The 17953-nt window shown below is 67.4% G+C and carries 18 protein-coding genes; 9 read left to right on the top strand and 9 right to left on the bottom strand.

From position 1 onward, the window contains the following. Positions 1 to 48 precede the first annotated feature (48 nt). The 4 genes from thiE (at position 49) to BACI349Y_RS06995 (ending at position 5124) form a co-directional block, all read left to right on the top strand. Positions 49 to 711, top strand: coding sequence for a thiamine phosphate synthase (gene thiE / locus BACI349Y_RS07010; RefSeq protein WP_159635327.1), 663 nt, complete (start codon positions 49 to 51; stop codon positions 709 to 711). 39 nt (positions 712 to 750) lie between these two features. Then, the gene (locus BACI349Y_RS07005; protein ID WP_159631499.1) at positions 751 to 2256 is read left to right on the top strand and encodes an RNB domain-containing ribonuclease; all 1506 of its coding nucleotides are present in this window, start codon (positions 751 to 753) and stop codon (positions 2254 to 2256) included. 292 nt (positions 2257 to 2548) lie between these two features. Further along, positions 2549 to 4243: a DEAD/DEAH box helicase gene (locus BACI349Y_RS07000; RefSeq protein ID WP_159631498.1), complete on the top strand. Its 1695-nt coding sequence runs from the start codon at positions 2549 to 2551 to the stop codon at positions 4241 to 4243. Between the two features lie 8 nt (positions 4244 to 4251). Beyond that, positions 4252 to 5124: a DNA-methyltransferase gene (locus BACI349Y_RS06995; protein ID WP_159631497.1), complete on the top strand. Its 873-nt coding sequence runs from the start codon at positions 4252 to 4254 to the stop codon at positions 5122 to 5124. 19 nt (positions 5125 to 5143) lie between these two features. Here the strand turns inward: BACI349Y_RS06995 and BACI349Y_RS06990 are convergent, their stop codons facing one another. Then, a complete protein-coding gene (locus BACI349Y_RS06990; protein ID WP_159631496.1) occupies positions 5144 to 5992 on the bottom strand; it encodes a PHP domain-containing protein in 849 nt (282 codons plus the stop codon). An 80-nt stretch (positions 5993 to 6072) separates the two neighbouring features. Here BACI349Y_RS06990 and BACI349Y_RS06985 point away from each other — a divergent pair, with 80 nt between their 5' ends. Further along, on the top strand, positions 6073 to 7647 hold the full coding sequence (locus BACI349Y_RS06985; protein WP_159631495.1) for an aminopeptidase P N-terminal domain-containing protein: 1575 nt from the start codon (positions 6073 to 6075) through the stop codon (positions 7645 to 7647). Positions 7648 to 7765: 118 nt separating this feature from the next. Here BACI349Y_RS06985 and BACI349Y_RS06980 read toward each other — a convergent pair whose 3' ends face one another. Then, the gene (locus BACI349Y_RS06980; RefSeq protein ID WP_159631494.1) at positions 7766 to 8794 is read right to left on the bottom strand and encodes a general stress protein; all 1029 of its coding nucleotides are present in this window, start codon (positions 8792 to 8794) and stop codon (positions 7766 to 7768) included. Between the two features lie 77 nt (positions 8795 to 8871). Here BACI349Y_RS06980 and BACI349Y_RS06975 point away from each other — a divergent pair, with 77 nt between their 5' ends. The 3 genes from BACI349Y_RS06975 (at position 8872) to BACI349Y_RS06965 (ending at position 12053) form a co-directional block, all read left to right on the top strand. Next, entirely contained in the window at positions 8872 to 10155 is a 1284-nt protein-coding gene (locus tag BACI349Y_RS06975; protein ID WP_159631493.1) for a magnesium transporter MgtE N-terminal domain-containing protein, read from the top strand. Beyond that, positions 10139 to 10831 (top strand): DUF1003 domain-containing protein, encoded by a 693-nt coding sequence (locus tag BACI349Y_RS06970; protein WP_159631492.1) that lies wholly within the window; start codon positions 10139 to 10141, stop codon positions 10829 to 10831. The genes BACI349Y_RS06975 and BACI349Y_RS06970 overlap by 17 nt, the downstream gene beginning before the upstream one ends. 64 nt (positions 10832 to 10895) lie before the next feature. Beyond that, a complete protein-coding gene (locus tag BACI349Y_RS06965; RefSeq protein WP_159631491.1) occupies positions 10896 to 12053 on the top strand; it encodes an Mrp/NBP35 family ATP-binding protein in 1158 nt (385 codons plus the stop codon). A 9-nt stretch (positions 12054 to 12062) separates the two neighbouring features. Here the strand turns inward: BACI349Y_RS06965 and BACI349Y_RS06960 are convergent, their stop codons facing one another. The 3 genes from BACI349Y_RS06960 to sigE all read right to left on the bottom strand — a co-directional run bounded on the left by BACI349Y_RS06960 (position 12063) and on the right by sigE (position 14080). After that, positions 12063 to 12467, bottom strand: coding sequence for a Sec-independent protein translocase TatB (locus BACI349Y_RS06960; RefSeq protein WP_159631490.1), 405 nt, complete (start codon positions 12465 to 12467; stop codon positions 12063 to 12065). A gap of 69 nt (positions 12468 to 12536) precedes the next feature. Beyond that, complete coding sequence (locus tag BACI349Y_RS06955) at positions 12537 to 13211, bottom strand: anti-sigma factor (protein WP_236560752.1); 675 nt, start codon at positions 13209 to 13211, stop codon at positions 12537 to 12539. 254 nt (positions 13212 to 13465) lie between these two features. Next, the gene (sigE, locus tag BACI349Y_RS06950) at positions 13466 to 14080 is read right to left on the bottom strand and encodes an RNA polymerase sigma factor SigE (protein ID WP_159631489.1); all 615 of its coding nucleotides are present in this window, start codon (positions 14078 to 14080) and stop codon (positions 13466 to 13468) included. Positions 14081 to 14309: 229 nt separating this feature from the next. Here sigE and BACI349Y_RS06945 point away from each other — a divergent pair, with 229 nt between their 5' ends. Next, positions 14310 to 14942: an O-methyltransferase gene (locus BACI349Y_RS06945; protein WP_159631488.1), complete on the top strand. Its 633-nt coding sequence runs from the start codon at positions 14310 to 14312 to the stop codon at positions 14940 to 14942. 57 nt (positions 14943 to 14999) lie between these two features. Here BACI349Y_RS06945 and BACI349Y_RS06940 read toward each other — a convergent pair whose 3' ends face one another. The 4 genes from BACI349Y_RS06940 to BACI349Y_RS06925 all read right to left on the bottom strand — a co-directional run bounded on the left by BACI349Y_RS06940 (position 15000) and on the right by BACI349Y_RS06925 (position 17941). Next, entirely contained in the window at positions 15000 to 15167 is a 168-nt protein-coding gene (locus BACI349Y_RS06940; RefSeq protein ID WP_009357720.1) for a DUF3117 domain-containing protein, read from the bottom strand. A 233-nt stretch (positions 15168 to 15400) separates the two neighbouring features. Then, on the bottom strand, positions 15401 to 16657 hold the full coding sequence (locus tag BACI349Y_RS06935; RefSeq protein ID WP_159631487.1) for a hypothetical protein: 1257 nt from the start codon (positions 16655 to 16657) through the stop codon (positions 15401 to 15403). Further along, a complete protein-coding gene (locus BACI349Y_RS06930; protein WP_159631486.1) occupies positions 16654 to 17115 on the bottom strand; it encodes a DivIVA domain-containing protein in 462 nt (153 codons plus the stop codon). Before BACI349Y_RS06930 ends, BACI349Y_RS06935 begins: the two co-directional genes overlap by 4 nt. Before the next feature lie 43 nt (positions 17116 to 17158). Beyond that, entirely contained in the window at positions 17159 to 17941 is a 783-nt protein-coding gene (locus tag BACI349Y_RS06925; RefSeq protein WP_159631485.1) for a TIGR00730 family Rossman fold protein, read from the bottom strand. Between the last annotated feature and the right edge of the window lie 12 nt (positions 17942 to 17953).

The following is a 17953-nucleotide window of genomic DNA, read 5'->3' as shown; positions in this document are numbered from 1 at the left end:
GCCCCAGCCTCCGCTGCCCTCCCCGCCGAAGTTGCCAACGCCGGCCACATTGACGCCCTCAAGGCAGCGCGCCTGTACCTCTGCACCGACGCACGGACTGAGCGCGGCGATTTCGCGGACTTCGTTGACGCCGCGTTTGCCGGCGGCGTGGACATCATCCAGCTGCGCGACAAGACCATCGAAGCCGCAGAGGAACTGGACCTCCTGGCGGTCCTGAAGGAAACAGCGGTACGCCATGGCCGGCTGTGGGCCGTCAACGACCGTGCGGACATCGCAGTGCTGTCCGGGGCGCCGGTGTTCCACATCGGCCAGAAGGACCTTCCGCTGCCGGCAGCGCGGACGCTGGTCAACGGCAACGCGGCCATTGGGCTCTCCAGCCACACCACTGACCAGGTGGACGCCGCTTTGGCCGCAACGGTGGGGCCGTCCGGGCTGGACTACTTCTGTGTGGGTCCGGTCTGGGCCACGCCCACCAAACCCGGCAGGGCCGCCGTCGGCCCTGGACTGGTGGCATATGCCGCCGAAGCCTCCCGGCAGGCCGGAGATCCCGTGCCATGGTTTGCCATCGGCGGCATCGACCAGGGAAACGTCCGTGACGTGGTGGAGGCCGGTGCCGGCAGGATCGTGGTGGTCCGCGCCATCACCGAAGCACCCGACCCCGCAGCCGCCGCCTCCTCCCTTCTCGACGCGCTGGACGGCACCGGCTCCTGAGCCTGCTTAATTCCGGGACTTGGGGATACGCTGATTTTTGTGTCACATCATCGGTTGGCCCCCAACGTCCATGACCACAAGAACGCCCTGGAAGAGGCGCTGGGCCTGCTGCGGACGGAACTTGAACTGCCGGGACCGTACCCCGCCGAAGCCGTCGAAGACGCCCGCGCCGCCGTCGCCGCGCTGAAACTGCCGTCCTACGACCTGACCGCCGTCGGATTCGTGACCATCGATCCGGCGTCGTCCACGGACCTGGACCAGGCAGTGTTCATCGAGCCGGACGGAAACGGCTACCGGGTTATGTACGCCATCGCCGACGTTCCGGCGTTTGTTGCTCCGGGCGGCCCGCTGGACGCCGAGACGCGGCGCCGCGGACAGACGTTCTACGCCCCGGACGGCCGGATCCCGCTGCACCCCGAGGTGATCAGCGAGGGCGCCGGAAGCCTGCTGCCCGGCCAGGAGTGTTCGGCTTTCGTCTGGGACTTCACGCTCGACGGCGACGCGACAGTGCTGTCCGTGGGCGTCCGGAGGGCGCGGGTCATCAGCCGTGACAAGCTCAGCTACAAAGGCGCCCAGGCCGATCTCGACGCCGGGACTGCCTCCCCCGTACTGGGCCTCCTCCGCGAGGTGGGACTGAAGCGGGTGGCGCTGGAACGGGCACGCGGGGGCGCCAGCCTGAACATGCCTGAGCAGGAGATCGTCCAGTTGCCCGACGGCGGCTACCGGATCGACGCTGTTCCGCAGCTTCCCGTGGAGGACTGGAATGCACAGATTTCGCTGATGACCGGAATGGCGGCCGCGCAGCTGATGCTGGAGGGCAAAGTGGGCATCCTGCGCACCATGCCTGCCCCGGATGAACGGTCCCTGCGGCATTTCCGCCTGCAGACCGAGGTGCTGGGCAGGCCATGGGACGGGGAGGTCAGCTACGGCGAGTACCTCCGGTCCCTCGATCCCACCGATCCGCGGCAGCTGGCCATTATGCACTCAGCCGGCATGCTGTTCCGTGGCGCGTCCTACACAGCTTTCGACGGGACTGTCCCGGAAGACGGCATCCAGTCGGCCATCGGCGCAGCCTATGCCCACACCACCGCGCCGCTGCGGCGCCTCGTGGACCGCTTCGTGCTGGTCATTTGCGAGGCCCTGAGCAACGGCGGCGACGTTCCCGGCTGGGCGCGGGAAGCCCTGCCGTTGCTCCCGGGCATTATGGCGGGATCGGACCAGCTGGCCTCCCGCATGGAACGCCTGGCCCTGGACACCGTGGAAGCGGCGCTGCTGCTGAACCACATCGGGCAGGAGTTTGATGCGATCGTCATTTCCGGATCCAAGCCGCAGAACGGAAACGGCAACGGGAATGGCAAGAATGGAAACGGGAACGGGAAGAACGGCAACGGAAACGGGAACGGAAGTTCGGGGATCATCCAGATCGCCGAACCTGCGGTGACTGCACGCTGCGCGGGCGAACTGGAGTCCGGCACCAAGGTCCGCGTTCGGCTGGTTTCCTCGGACATCACCACCCGGCAGATCCACTTCGAACTCGTTTCCTGACGGGCCGGCGGGCCCCCTGGGCGGGCCGAAACCGTGTTTCCGCGCCCGTACGGCTAGACTGGAGGGGTAGAACTGGATGCCCGGTCGTTGATTTCCTTGATTTGAAACCAACAAGCCCGCCCCTACGCGATCTTGAGAAGTACCCGTTGGTCACCAGTGCCAGCATTTAGATAGCCCGCGATCGGCTTCCACTGGAATCGCTTGCGCGCCTGAGCGTGCTCCGGAGCGGCCAGCCTTGGCCGGCCCGTTGAGCAGGCAGCGCCATTGCCCAAATGAATAAGGAAACTCCCCTGTGAGTGAATTGCATACCCACCAGCTCTTGAGCGATGAGTCCGGCACGGAAACCATCGAGCCGGAAGAAACCATCATCTCCGACGAGACGCCGCACGAGATCGCGGAGAAGTCCTTCGCCGACTACAACGTCCGCGCAGACATCGTCGAATCCCTTGCCGACGCCGGCATCACCCACCCCTTCCCCATCCAGGCCATGACCCTGCCGGTCGCCCTGGGCGGACACGACATCATCGGCCAGGCCAAGACCGGTACCGGCAAGACCCTGGGCTTCGGCATTCCGGCGCTGCAGCGCGTGATCGGGCAGGATGATCCCGGCTACGCCAAGCTGGCCGTGCCCGGCGCACCGCAGGCCCTGGTCATTGTTCCCACCCGTGAACTGGCAGTCCAGGTAGCGAACGACCTTCAGACGGCGGCGCGCAAGCGCAACGCCAGGATCACCACCATCTACGGCGGCCGCGCGTACGAGCCCCAGGTCGAAGCCCTCAAGCAGGGCGTCGAGGTAGTGGTGGGAACCCCCGGCCGGCTGATCGACCTTTTCAAGCAGAAGCACCTAAGCCTGAAGAACGTCAAAATCGTGGTGCTGGACGAAGCCGACGAAATGCTGGACCTGGGCTTCCTGCCGGACGTGGAGACGCTGATCGCGGCAACGCCCGCCGTCCGCCAGACCCTGCTGTTCTCCGCCACAATGCCCGGCCCCGTCATCGCCATGGCACGCCGGTACATGACCCAGCCCACGCACATCCGCGCCGCGGATCCGGAGGACGAGGGCCTGACCAAGCGCGACATCCGCCAGCTGATCTACCGTGCGCACAGCATGGACAAGACCGAAGTGGTGGCACGCATCCTGCAGGCCCGCGGCCGCGGGCGGACCATCATCTTCACCAAGACCAAGCGCACCGCCGCCAAGGTGGCCGAGGAACTGGTGGACCGCGGGTTCGCCGCCGCCGCCATCCACGGCGACCTGGGCCAGGGCGCCCGCGAACAGGCGCTGCGCGCCTTCCGCAACAACAAGGTCGACGTCCTGGTGGCCACCGACGTTGCCGCCCGCGGCATCGACGTCGAGGACGTTACGCACGTCATCAACTACCAGTGCGTGGAAGACGAGAAGATCTACCTGCACCGGGTGGGCCGCACCGGCCGCGCCGGCAACAAGGGCACCGCCGTCACGTTCGTGGACTGGGACGACATGCCGCGCTGGGGCCTGATCAACAAGGCACTGGGGCTGAGCGTGCCGGAGCCGGTGGAAACCTACTCTTCCTCGCCGCACCTCTACACGGACCTTGACATCCCCGAGGGCACCAAGGGCCGCCTGCCCCGCGACAAGCGGACCCTTGCCGGCGTCGACGCCGAAGTCCTCGAGGACCTCGGCGAGACCGGCAAGAAGAACAGCCGCGGCGGCCGCGACGCAGGCCGCTCACGCGACCGGGACGGACGGGGCCGCGGAAACAGCGACGCCGGCAAGGGCGGCAGCCGCGAAGGCGGCCGGAGCAATGACTCGACGGGCCGCACGGGCGAGCGCCGTCGTCGTACCTCAACTCCGGAGACCGCATCCGCCGCTGAAGCTGCAGCACCCGCGGCAGAGGGCGAAAAGCCCAACCGCGCCCGCCGGACCCGCACCCGCACCCGCCGCCGCAACGGCGAAGTGGTGGCCGGTGCGGACAACGGCAGCCAGCCGGGCAACTCCGAGGCCTAACTGCCCTGATGACTGACACTGTTTGGGCGCCGGACGGCGGCAGCCTGATGGTGCACGCGGACAACGCGGCGTACCTCCCCACGCTGCCGGACGGCGCCTTCACACTGATTTATGTGGACCCGCCCTTCAACACGGGCCGGCCGCAGCAGCGCCAGGAAACCCGGATGGTGGTGAACGCCGGCGGCAGCGGGGACCGGGTGGGCTTCAAGGGCCGCTCCTACGACACCATCAAGGGCGCCCTGCACCGCTACGATGATGCGTTCAGCGACTACTGGTCCTTCCTGGAACCACGGCTCGTGGAGGCCTGGCGCCTGCTGGCCGACGACGGCACCCTGTACCTGCACCTGGACTACCGTGAGGTGCACTACGCCAAGGTGATGCTGGACGCCATCTTCGGCCGCGAATGCTTCCTGAACGAGATCATCTGGGCGTACGACTACGGTGCCCGGGCGAAAAACCGGTGGCCCACCAAGCACGACAACATCCTGGTGTACGTCAAGAACCCCGCGAAGTACCATTTCGATAGCGCCGAGGTGGACCGCGAGCCCTACATGGCGCCGGGCCTGGTGACCCCCGCCAAGCGGGAACTGGGAAAGCTGCCCACCGACGTCTGGTGGCACACCATCGTCTCGCCCACCGGCAAGGAAAAGACCGGCTACCCTACGCAGAAGCCGGAGGGCCTGGTCCGCCGCGTGGTCGCTGCGTCGTCCCGGCCCGGTGACTGGTGCCTGGACTTCTTCGCCGGCTCCGGCACCCTCGGAGCAGTTGCCGCCAAGCTCGGCCGCAGGTTCGTGTGCGTGGACCAGAACCAGCCCGCCATCGACATCATGGCCAAGCGGCTCGGAGCGCACGCCACCCTGAGCTCCTTCCCGTCCAGCTAGCCAGGGTGTTGTCCGCCCCTCAAGGACGGACGACGGCGGCTCCCGTACCCAGTTCCTCGATCCGCGCCAGCATCTCCGGGGCCGTGAGGTTTTCGCCGAGCAGGTTGGGCTTGCCGGTGCCGTGATAGTCGGAGGAGCCGGTGACCAGCAGGCCATGCCGGGCCGCAAGTTTGCGCAGGAAATCCCGGCCCTCTTCCGGGTTGTCCCGGTGGTTGATCTCCAGGCCTGCCAGCCCGGCGTCGATCATGTCCCTGTACGTCCGCTCCCCCACGATCCGGCCCCGGGCGGAAGCCACGGGATGGGCAAACACGGGCACGCCGCCGGCGGCACGGACCAGTTCGACGGCGGTGGCCGGGTCCGGGGCGTAGTGCGGGATGAAGTAGCGGGACCGGGAGGTGAGGATGGACGCGAATGCCTCGGACCGGTCCTCCACGACGCCCGCGGCGACGAGGGCATCGGCGATGTGCGGCCGGCCAAGGGTGGCTCCGGGCGCCACGTGGTGGATCACGTCGTCCCAGGTGAGCGGATAGTCCTCGGCAAGGATGGTCACCATGCGTTCGGCGCGGGTCAGGCGGGAGTCCTTGGCCTTCGTGATTTCCTCGAGCAGCCCGGGATGGGTGGGATCGTGCAGGTAGCTCAGGAGGTGGACACTGATGCCCTCCTCGGTCCGGCAGGAGACTTCCATGCCCGGCACCAGGGCCACCCCGCACGTGGCGGCGGCCGCGGCGGCCTCCGCCCAGCCGGCCGTCGAATCATGGTCGGTCAGGGCCACCACATCCAGTTCCGCACGGGCAGCAGAGGCCATGACATCGGCCGGGGTCTCGGTGCCGTCGGAGACGTTGGAGTGGGCATGCAGGTCAATCCTCACTTATCCAGCGTAGTGGACCGGGGACAGGAGACCGGGGAGGCCTGTTCGCGTAGCCGGGATGCTGGTGAGACGATGGTGCCGTGAACGATGCCGAAAACACCCAAAACTCTGCTTCCCAGCCGCTGGAGGACCGCGTCAACAACCGCTCCCAGCGGCCCAGTTCCAACGCCTTCAAGGCCTTCATGGCCAGCAACTGGGCGCCGTCCAGCCAGGAGCTCCCCCGGCGCGACGCCGTCGCCGGCTACGCCGCATCCCGGCGCAAGGCGATCTCGGCCCAGTTCAAAGGCGAACGCCTGGTTATCCCCGCGGGGCCGCTCAAGGTCCGTTCCAACGACTGCGACTACCGCTTCCGCCCGCATTCCGGCTTCGCCCACCTGACGGGCCTCGGCCTGGACCACGAGCCGGACGCGGTCCTGATCCTGGATCCGGTGGAAGAGGGAACGGGCGACGACGGCGCGCACCACCGCGCCACGCTGTACTTCCGGCCGCTGGCCGGCAGGGACACGGAGCAGTTCTACGCGGACTCCCGCTCCGGTGAGTTCTGGATTGGCGCCCGTCCCACCCTCGAAGAGTTCGAGGCCCGGCTGGGACTGGCCACCGCGCACATCGACCAGCTGGAAACGGCAATCACCAAGGATGTGGGCGCCCCGGAGATCGGCGGGATCTCCATCCGCCTGGTCCGCAAGGTTGACGACAACATCGATGCACTGGTGGACACGGCCCGGTACAACACGGCCAAGGACCCCGAGAACCTGGACCTCGAGGTGCTCGACGCCCTGGACGAGAAGCTCAGCGAAGCCCTCTCCGAACTGCGCCTGCTCAAGGACGAGTGGGAAATCGAGCAGATGAAGATTGCGGTGTCGGCCACCGTTGAAGGATTTGAAGAGGTGGTCAAGGCCCTGCCGCGCGCCCTCACGCACGCCCGCGGTGAACGCGTGGTGGAGGGTGCCTTCTTCGCCCGTGCCCGCGAGGTAGGCAACGAACTGGGCTACGACACCATCGCGGCGTCCGGCAACAACGCCACCGTGCTGCACTGGACCCGGAACACGGGCCGGATCCATGCCGGCGAACTCCTGCTCCTGGACGCCGGCGTCGAGGCCGACTCGCTCTACACCGCGGACATCACCCGGACCCTTCCGGCCAGCGGCACCTTCGGCGACATCCAGCGCAAGGTCTACCAGGCGGTCCTCGACGCTGCCGACGCCGGATTCGCAGCGGCCCAGCCGGGAACCAAGTTCCGCGACATCCATACTGCGGCCACCACAGTCCTGGCTGAGCGCCTGGCCGAATGGGGAATCCTGCCCGTCAGCGTGGAGGAAGCCATCAGCCCGGAGGGCCAGCAGCACCGCCGCTGGATGCCGCACGGCACCAGCCACCACCTGGGCCTGGATGTCCATGACTGTGCCCAGGCCAAGCGGGATCTCTACCTCGACGGGGTACTCACCGAGGGCATGGTGTTCACCATCGAACCGGGCCTGTACTTCAAGAAGGAAGACCTCGCAATCCCGGAGGAATACCGCGGCATCGGCGTCCGGATCGAGGACGACATCCTCATGACCGCCGAGGGCCCCGTCAACCTCAGCGCAGCCCTGCCGCGCAAGGCGGAGGATGTGGAGGACTGGATGGCCGGCATCTACCGGACCGAAGAAGCCTGATACGCGCTGAAGAAATCAAAGAGCGGGGCCGCTGGAATGATTCCAGCGGCCCCGCTCTTAGATTGTGGCACCGGTTCCTGACGCCGTCCGCCCCGTGTACCCGGACGCACCTGCGCCGTTACTGCCGGTGGTCGCCCCGGTGCTGGTCCCCGTCCGGACCATACTGGTTTTCCACCGGGTGCTCCGCGCCATCATGCACGTGGTCCCCTGCCCGGTGTTCTGCTTCTGCCCGGTGTTCCGTGGTTTGTCCCATGCCAGGCTGCCCCGCATCAGCAGCAGGGCCCTGGGGCAGGCGCACGCCGTACTGCGGGCGACCGTCCGGCAGGTCCGGGTAACGGACGGAACGGACCGGCTGCGCCGGCTGCTGGCCGCTGTGCTGCTGGCCGGCGTCGTACTGCTGGGCCGGCTGCTGGCCGGTGTGCTGCTGGCCTGCGTCGTCCGGGTACCCGTGGCCTTCCTGCACCGGTCCGTTGTGGGCGGACGAACCGGAGGACCGCTGGCCGTAGGGATCGTTCCACCCGGCGGGGCGGGCCGGGCCTTGCCCCTGCTGCTGCCCGGGCTGCTGGTGGTGCTGCTGCTGGTACGGCTGGTTGTAGTAGTCATGCTGCGTATACGGGCCGTGGCCGGATGCTGCGTCCGAGCGGGACATGGGCAGCTGCTGCAGGAGCCGCCGGGCCTCGTGGGCTGCCTCGGGGGCCACGATCACGTCGTAGCTGGTGGCCACCACCTGGCTGGTGGAGGTGAAGTCCCGCTTGCCGCGCTGCATGGCGTAGGTGACGATGCCGAAGAGCATGAAGAACGCCGCGCCCATCAGCACCGAGGTCATGATGGAGAAGTACCCGGGTGACGGAGCGAAGAAGGAGAGCATGACGCCCACGAACAGGCCGAACCACATGCCGCTCAGCGCTCCCGACAACGCTACCCGCGGATAGCTCAGGCGCCCCGTAACCCGCTCCACCATCTTCAGTTCATTGCCCACGATGGACACCATCTGGACCGGGAACTGCTGGTCCGCCAGGTAGTCAACCGCCTTCTGGGCGTCGAGGTAGGAAGTGTAGGAGCCAACGGTGTCACCGGTGGGAACAGCCCGGGCATCGTCCGGTCCGTTCGCGGCGCCGGCCTTGGGAGCACCAAAAATGTTCGACATAAACCCATTCTTGCCCATCAAGGTGGGTGGCGCCTGTAAATTCAGCTAAAAGAGAGCAGACTCGGTAGCCTGTAGTGGTGAGCACAACACCTACACGCGTCTTCGTGGCACGCCTCCTGGGCCTCGACGTCTTCGACCCGCTGGGCGACCGGCTGGGCCGGCTGCGCGACGTTGTTGTGCTGTCCCGGGGAACCCGGGGAGCTCCGCACGTGGTGGGCATTGTGGTGGAAGTTCCAGGCAAGAAGCGCGTCTTCGTGCCCATGACCCGCATCACCTCGATTGACCAGACGCAGATCATTTGCACGGGCCTGGTCAACCTGCGCCGGTTTGAACAGCGTGGGGCGGAAACCCTGGTGGTGGCCGAGATGTTCGACCGCCGGGTCACCCTACGCGACGGCAGCGGCGACGCCACGATCGAAGATATCGCCATAGACCAGCACCGGTCCCGCGACTGGTTCGTCAGCAAGCTCTTTGTCCGGCGCGGCCACTCCCTGTCCCCTTTGAGCCGGCTGCGCCGCAACGAAACGCTGATCATCGACTGGGCGGACGCCCAGCAGGGGCCACGCACCGAACCGCAGGCCGCCACCCAGTTCGTGGCCAACCACGAGGACCTCAAGCCCGCGGACTTCGCCGAGGCCCTGCAGGAAATGAGCGACAAGCGCCGCTTCGAGGTTGCCAGCGAACTGCAGGACGAACGGCTGGCCGACGTCCTCCAGGAACTGCCGGAGGACGACCAGGTAGAGATCCTCTCCGCCCTGGATGTCCAGCGCGCCGCGGACGTCCTGGAGGAGATGGATCCTGACGACGCCGCCGACCTCCTCGGAGAACTCCCCTCCGCCCAGGCAGAGGAACTGCTCCAGCTCATGGAGCCTGAAGGCGCCGAGGACGTCCGCCGCCTGCTTGAGTACGACGAGGACACCGCCGGCGGCCTGATGACCCCGGTGCCTGTCATCCTGCCGCCGGAGGCCACCGTCGCCGAAGCCCTGGCCCACGTCCGGCGCGAGGAGCTCTCCCCCGCCCTGGCGTCGTCGATCTTCATTGCCCGGCCGCCGCTGGAAACGCCCACGGGCCGCTTCCTGGGCGTGGTGCACATCCAGCAGCTGCTGCGTTTCCCGCCGTTCGAGGCACTGGGAAACCTGGTGGACAAGAACCTTGAGCCGTTGTCCGACCAGGCCCACATCAGCGAAGTGGCACGGACTTTGGCCACCTACAACCTGAACTCCCTCCCGGTGGTCAATGACGCCGGCCGGCTTGTGGGGGCGGTGACTGTTGATGACGTCTTGGATCATTTGTTGCCGGACGACTGGCGCGCCCATGACGGCGAAGCCCCGATAAGAAAGCTCGGTGGCCGCATTGGCTGATAACAGCGCCCTGAAGAACACCAACCAGCGGAACCTGGCCAATGCGGAATCAAAAGGCAGTCTCGATACACCCCTAAGCGCGCGCCAGCGGATCCTGCCCAAATTCAAGCCTGACCCGGACGCGTTCGGGCATGCCACCGAGGGCTTTGCACGGTTCATGGGCACGCCGCAGTTCCTGGTCTACATGACCGTGTTCTGCATTTTCTGGCTCGGTTGGAACACCTGGGCGCCGGTGGAGTGGCAGTTTGATTCGCGGGACCTTGGCTTCACCCTGCTGACCCTGATGCTGTCGCTGCAGGCCTCCTACGCCGCACCCCTCCTGCTGCTGGCGCAGAACCGGCAGGATGACCGTGACCGCGTCTCGCTGCAGCAGGACCGGCAGCGGGCAGAGCGCAACCTGTCCGATACCGAATACCTGACCCGGGAGCTGGCCTCCCTGCGGATCGCACTGCGCGAAGTAGCAACCCGCGACTACGTCCGGGCCGAGCTGCGCTCGCTCCTGGAAGACCTCCTGGAAGCGCAGGAGGAACTGCGGACCCATGAGGACTCCGGGCCCGGCTCGCACGAATCCCCGCGGGACAAGGTCAAGGACAAACTGCGCGAGCAGCGGGACCGGCAGCGCAACCCGCGCACCCAGCAGATCCCCCGGGTCAAACCCGGCCACTCTGCCCAATGACAAGCAGGCCGTCCGTCACCGGCCGGCCCGCCGCCGATACCGCACGAAAGCCGAGGCTCCGTCCATGAGTGCCCCCACCCACCCCGCAGCCGCCGGCCGGCCACCACTGGTCAGTGCCGTCAACGATGCCCTGGCCACGGTCATCGATCCGGAGCTGCGCCGCCCCATCACGGAACTGGGCATGGTGGACTCCGTCCAGGTGTCCGACGACGGGAAGGTCACCGTCGCGGTCCTGCTCACCATCGCGGGCTGCCCGTTGCGGGATACCATCACCGCCGATTCGCAGAAAGCCCTTTCCGCGGTCCCCGGCGTCACGGCCGTCGACGTCGAGCTCAAGGTGATGGACCAGGCGCAGCGCGATGCCCTCAAGGAGAAGCTGCGCGGACCGGGCGGCCAGCGCACGATTCCCTTCAACGAGCCGGACTCCCTGACCAAGGTCTATGCGGTGGCCAGCGGCAAGGGCGGCGTGGGCAAGTCCTCGGTGACGGTGAACCTGGCCACGGCACTGGCCGCCCAGGGCCTCCGGGTGGGCATCGTGGACGCCGACGTCTACGGCTTCTCCGTACCCGCCCTGCTGGGCATCACGCAAAAACCCACGCAAGTGGACGACATGATCCTTCCGCCCGTGGCCTATGGCGTGAAGGTGATTTCCATCGGCATGTTCGTGACCGGCAATCAGCCGGTGGCCTGGCGCGGACCCATGCTGCACCGGGCGTTGGAACAGTTCCTCACCGACGTCTACTTCGGCGACCTGGATGCCCTGTTCCTGGACCTCCCGCCAGGCACCGGCGACATCGCCATCTCCGTTGCCCAGCTGTTGCCCAAGGCTGAAATCCTGGTGGTCACCACGCCGCAGGCAGCCGCAGCCGACGTCGCCGAACGGGCCGGTGCCATCGCCACGCAGACCGGGCAGAAGATCGCCGGCGTCATCGAGAACATGTCGTATCTGGAGATGCCCGACGGCGGCCGGATGGAGCTGTTCGGCAGCGGCGGCGGGACGGTGCTCACAGAACGGCTCAGCGCCACGGTGGGAGCGGACGTCCCCCTGCTGGGCCAGATTCCCCTGGACATCGAGCTGCGCGAGGGCGGGGATGCAGGGGTTCCGATCGTCCTTGGCAGGCCCGGGGCTCCAGCGGCGGCCGCGCTTACCGGCATCGCCGGGCAGCTTGCCGCTAAACCGCGCGGCCTCGCCGGGATGAAGCTGGGTCTGCAGCCCCGCTGAGTGGGAGGCCTACGTGGCTTCGGTGTCGAACGGGGCGGTCTCGCCCGGGGCGAGCCGCTGGACTACCCTTTCCGGCCGGCTGGGTGCGGCATCTGCTGCGGCGGCAGCGCCGGAAACGGCAGCCACCGCGGCGGGGGCGCCTGCGCTGACAGGCTTGGTGTCGTCGTCGAGCAGTGCTTCCTTGATGATGCGCCGGGGATCGTACTGGCGGGGATCGTATTTCTTCCAGTCGACATCATCGATGTCGATGCCCACTTCTTCCTTGATTTGCTCACGGGCACCGTTGGCCATCCGGCGGACTTCCTTGACCAGGTTCGCCAGCTTCTGGGTATATTCCGGCAGCCGCTGGGGGCCGATCACCAGCACGCCAATGATCAGCAGAAGGATGAACTCCGGGCCGTTGATTCCAAACACTTTAGGAAGATTACCCTCTCCGGGCAGCGACTGACGATTCCCACCCGGCGGGCGGGTAAACAGTCCGTGTCATTGGGTGAACAGGGCCGCGATCTTGTTGATTCCGCGCTCCAGCCGTGCATCCAGGGGTTCCGCGGCCTGCCCTTCCGGCCGGTCCGGGACGTCTGCCGCGACCCCCTCCGCCGCGGAATCGGCAAGCCGCTTGAGGATGGGCATGGCATCGTCGGCCTGCTCCGCGGGCAGGTCGGAGCGGTAGGTGATGGTCAGGCCTGCGGCCCGGTACGTGGCGGACCACTGGGAGGTGCCCGGCACCTGCACCGGTCCACCCTCCTGGCCCGCAGCGCTCTCCCCTTCTGCAACCCCGTGAACCACCGGGGCGTGGCCTGCTGGTTCATTGGCGACGGGGTGCTGCTCCGTGACAGTGGCGTGGTGTGCGCCGTCAGTGAGCCTCAACTCCACTGCGGGCTCCCCGTTGACCACCAGCGCACGCGCCGCTTCCAGATGGAATCCCATGGCCTGCAGGTCCGGACACGCCCATCCTTCGGAACGCAGGGTGGCCAGCTGCGTGGCGCTCAAGGGCCGGCCGTCAGCGGGGGTCTGCGATGAGACATGCGAAAAAGCGGCCTCGGTTCCCGCCGGTTCGCCGGCTCCGGGGTCACCTGCTGCCGTGAAAGCACCCACGGCCAGCACGCCCGCCGCAGCTACGGTTCCGCCGGCGGTGAGCGCAAGGGCCCGGGCGGCCATGCGGGGGGGCCATGCGGGGGGTGACACCCTGGGGCGGCGGCACCGGGGCGGCCGGCTGGGCTGCCAGTTCGTGGGTCCGGGCCAGCAGCCGTGCGGTCAGGTCCTGGCTGGCGGGCGGAATGGGGGCATCCCGCAGGCGCTCAAGGTACTGCCGTTCCCGGCGCACCGTGGCGGCACACTCCTGGCAGGCCTCAAGGTGGCTGCCGGTGCGCTGATGCCTGCCGCCGAAAGGAAACTGGGACTTCATGTGCCGTTCAGAGGATGCCGGCGATGCGCGGCATCGAAAGCTTGCGGCGGGACTGCTGCGGGCGCGGATCGCGGTGGGCCAGCTTTTCGCGGAGCATGGTCCGTCCCCGGTGGATGCGCGAACGGACGGTGCCCAGCTTCACGCCCAGGGCCTCGGCGACTTCGTCGTAGGAGAGCCCTTCAAGGTCGCACAGGACCACGGCGGCGCGGAAGTCCGGCGGCAGTTCCTCCAAGGCGGCCTGCACGTCCAGGTCGAGGTTGTTCAACTCGAAGCTTTGCTCCGGACCCGGCTCCCGGCCCGGCAGCCGGGACTCGGCGTCCTCCGCCAGTGCGTCGAAACGGATGCGGGTCTTCCGCCGGGCCTGGTCAAGGAACAGGTTGGTGGTGATGCGGTGGAGCCAGCCATCGAGGGTTCCGGGCTTGAAGTTCTCCAGCGAACGGAACACGCGGACAAAGACCTCCTGGGTGAGGTCCTCGGCGTCGAACTTGTTGCCGGTCAGGCGGTAGGCCAGCCGGTAGACCTTCGCGGAGTGGTTGGTGACCACTTCTTCCCAGGTGGGACGGACCCACTCATCGTCGGGATTGTTTACTGCAGGGACAGGTGCCACAACTGAAGATGACATCGTCCACTCCCCTCGTGGAATGCTAACGCCCGGATACTGTTGACATCTCTGATTCGGCGCCGGTCACCTTTTGGATGAGCGGATACCAATCATTTCAAACTTGGCTGGGAATTTCCTGATCGGGCGCAAACTTCAGCCGTCGGCGCAACGCCCGCTTCCCTGCCCGGGCCGGCCGGACACAGTAGGCTTGAGGAGACATTCCCCCTTTACGCCCAGAAAGCGATTATTCATGAGCGCCGACAAGTCCAGCAGCTGGTCCTATGCAGAAGATCTGCCCGCTGAGGATGAGGTTATGCTTCGGGCCCGGGAACGTTCTTTTGAATTGGGCGTCAGCGCCATCAGTCCCGGCGTGGGCGCGGTCCTCACGGTCCTGGCCGCCGCGTCCAAGGCGCAGACGGCGGTGGAGATCGGCACCGGCGCCGGCGTCTCCGGCGTCTGCCTGCTGCGGGGCCTTGGCGCGCACGCTGTCCTGACCACCATCGATGTGGACGTGGAGCACCTGCGGGCTGCCCGCGAAGCGTTCGCCGAGGCCGGCAGTCCCGCTAACCGGACCCGCACCATTTCCGGCCGCGCGGGCGACGTCCTGCCCCGGCTCACGGACGGCGCCTACGATCTTGTCTTCATCGATGCGGACAAGCCCGGACTCCCCGGCTATGTGGAACAGGCCATCCGGCTGCTCAAGCGCTCGGGCCTGCTGGTCATCAACGATGCCCTGGACAAGGACAAGGTGGCCAACCCTGCAGGCCGCGAGCCCAACACGGTGACCCTGCGGCAGGTGGGCAAGGCCATTCGCGACGACGACAGGCTGGCGTCGGCAATGCTTCCCACCGGGGACGGCCTGCTGGTTGCCGTCAAGAAGTAGTCGCCGCATGAAGGTCGGGGTGCGCAGCCCGCGGGCTGCGCACCCCGACCGGCACGACTATTCGGTAACGCCGACCAGGCATTCCTTGAGGTTGGCTGCCTCGGCAGCGTTCAGTTCGACCACCAGGCGCCCGCCGCCTTCGAGCGGGACCCGCATGATCAGGCTGCGGCCCTCCTTGGTGACTTCCATTGGGCCGTCGCCGGTGCGTGGTTTCATAGCCGCCATGAGGAATTCCCCTCCATTTTGTCCCAGGACTAATCAGCCCGGGCGGGCTGTGTCCGCATGTCGATCAGGCCGCTGTGGCGGGGTGGTTCGACCACCGCCGAGGCTGCGCGTTTTCTGAATGCTTTTGTCCTTGCTTACCTATCATTATCGCGGAATTACCCGCACGTAGCTAATCGATGGACATTTCCCGGAACGTGTCATTCCCGCCCTGACCTGCGCGAAAGCCGGTTTTGCTACGGCGGATAATCCCCTCCGCCGGGCAGCGGCGCCCACGCCCACAGCCACACGATCCAGACGATCTGCAGCAGCAGGAACATGGCCACAACGGTCCCCCGGTACGCCCTGGACCGGGACAGGAAAACCGTGCCCAGTGCCAGCGGAAACAGCGGCAGCAGCATCCTGAAGGTACTGGTCTGGGGGTGGAGGAACGCCAGCAGGTAACCCATGTAGCAGGCGCACCAGAGCCGCAGTTCGACGCCGAGCCGCACCACGGGGGGCAGGAACAGCATCACGCCGAACAGGGCCACGAAAACCAGGGGTGCGAGGACGCCCACCACAGGACCAAAGAGGTCGACGCCGGTGTCGAACCACGGCTTGAAAGGCACCAGGTCGCGGCCCCGCCAGACGGTTTCGGTTTTGGTGTAGGCCTGCAGGTCCCCGGTGGCCGCCCATGCCGCAGCCGGCCACGCCAGGGCGGACAGGCCGGCGACGGCGGTGAGTCCGGTGAGTGCCGCCAGGTCCTTGACCGAGTGGGTATTGTCAGCCGGACCCCCTTGCCGCCCGCGGCGGAGATTCGCGGCGGCGTGGAAGACCAGGAGCAGCCCCAGCATGGCAGCGAAGGGAACACCCACGGGCCGGGACAGGCACAGCAGGACCACTACGGGGGCGGCCCAGAGGTACCGGCGGCGCACCACCAGGAGCAGGGCCCCAGCGAGCAGCAGGAGGGACAGCGGCTCGGCGTAGGGCACTTGCAGAACAGCCGAAACAGGGAAGACCGAGAAGAACGCAACACCCCACATAGCGGGTGCGTGCGGGGCCTTCTGCCGGAAGAGGGCGTACACCGCGAGCGCAGCACCCCATCCGGCCAGCATGGCGACCACCGTAAGTGCGGCGGCAGGGTTCAGGCCGGTGAGGCGGCTGAGTCCGCCGGCCAGCGCAGGAAAAAGAGGGTAGAAAGCCCACGTGTTTTCCTGGACGTTCCCGGCGGCGTCCGTGGGAAGGACCGACGGGTAGCCGTTGGCGATGACCTGTGCGTACCAGCGGGCATCCCAGATGTTGATGAAGTTCCAGTAGTCCGGCTTTGGCGGAAACCAGGGGTTGGGGCCCTGGTGGAGCGCCGCGGCCATGAAAATGCAGGCTGTTACCAGCCTGGACCCGCCGTACAGTGCGGTGACCTGGAGCCACCATGGCCAGCCGCTGACGGCGGACGCAGCCCGGTGGGCCATATTGCCGGCAGAGGCCAGCGGGCTGCGGCGGGCAACCGTGCTCACAGGCCGCCCTTCCGCGGGGCAGCGCCTTCATGGACCGCCGGGTTCCCGCCCTCTCCCGCGTCCGGCACTTCCGGAACCGTGCTGGGGGCCTGGGGCCCGCCGTCGTCCGGCTGGCCTGGGCCGGCGCCGGTTTGCGCTTCCGTGGCGGCCAGCCGGTCCCGCAGTTCGGCCATTTCCGCGTCGCGTGCCGCCAGCTGGTCCCGCAGTTCGTCCAGGACCTGGTCCACCTGGTCCATCCGGTAGCCGCGCAGGCCCAGCGAGAAGCGAAGCCGGGTCACGTCCTCCGGAACGGCGCGCTCCGGCAGCAGCACCGGCGGCAGGTTGGCCGGCGGCTCTTCGAAACCGCCCAGCAGGACAGGAAGCACCGCCCCGTCCGGCCTGCGGGAGCGCCGGCCCAGGCCGGCCCAAAGGACCGCCGCCACAAGGACGACGGCGAGGAAAACCAGAAAGAAGCTCACTGCTCCATCGTGCCAGACCGGTGGCGCCAACCGCGGCCCGCGGCTACTCCGGCCGCTGTTCCCCGTTCAGTGACGGGGCCACCGCGCCGTGGAGGACCCGGTCCACGGCTTCGGCGGGGTCATCAACCAGCTGGATAAGGTCAAGGTCCTTCTCGGAGACCATGCCCTCGGCCACCAGGGTGCCCCTGATCCACTCGATCATCGGTCCCCAGAAGTCGACGCCCAGGAGGACGATGGGGAAGGACGTCACTTTCCGGGTCTGGACCAGGACCATGGCCTCGAACAGCTCATCCAGGGTGCCCAGGCCGCCGGGCAGCACAATGAAGCCCTGCGCGTATTTGACGAACATGGTCTTGCGGGCAAAGAAGTAGCGGAAGTTGATGCCCAGGTCCACCCACTGGTTCAGGCCCTGCTCGAAGGGCAGTTCAATGCCGAGACCCACCGATACGCCGTTGCCTTCCACCGTTCCCCGGTTGGCCGCCTCCATGGAACCCGGGCCGCCGCCGGTGATCACGGCGACGCCGGCTTCGGCGAGCTTGCGCCCCACTTCCACGCCCATCTCGTAGTACACGCTTCCGGGCTTGGTGCGGGCTGAGCCGAAGACGCTGACGGCCTTCCCGATGTCCGCCAGCGCGCCGAAGCCCTCGACGAATTCGCTCTGGATCCGCAGGACCCGCCACGGATCGGTGTGGACGAACTGGCCGGGGCCTTTCGTATCGAGCAGGTGCTGGTCCGACATTTCCACGGCCGCCTGCTTGCGGCGCAGCTCGAGGGGCCCCTTACGGCGCGGCTGGGTATTCTTGGCCGGATCTGCGTTGATGCTCATTCCCCTAGGCTA

Source organism: Arthrobacter sp. 8AJ (assembly GCF_902506025.1).
In the GTDB taxonomy this organism is placed as follows: domain Bacteria; phylum Actinomycetota; class Actinomycetes; order Actinomycetales; family Micrococcaceae; genus Arthrobacter.
The sequence above is the reverse complement of the archived record's forward strand: the minus strand, read 5'-3'. Positions and strand labels throughout refer to the sequence as shown.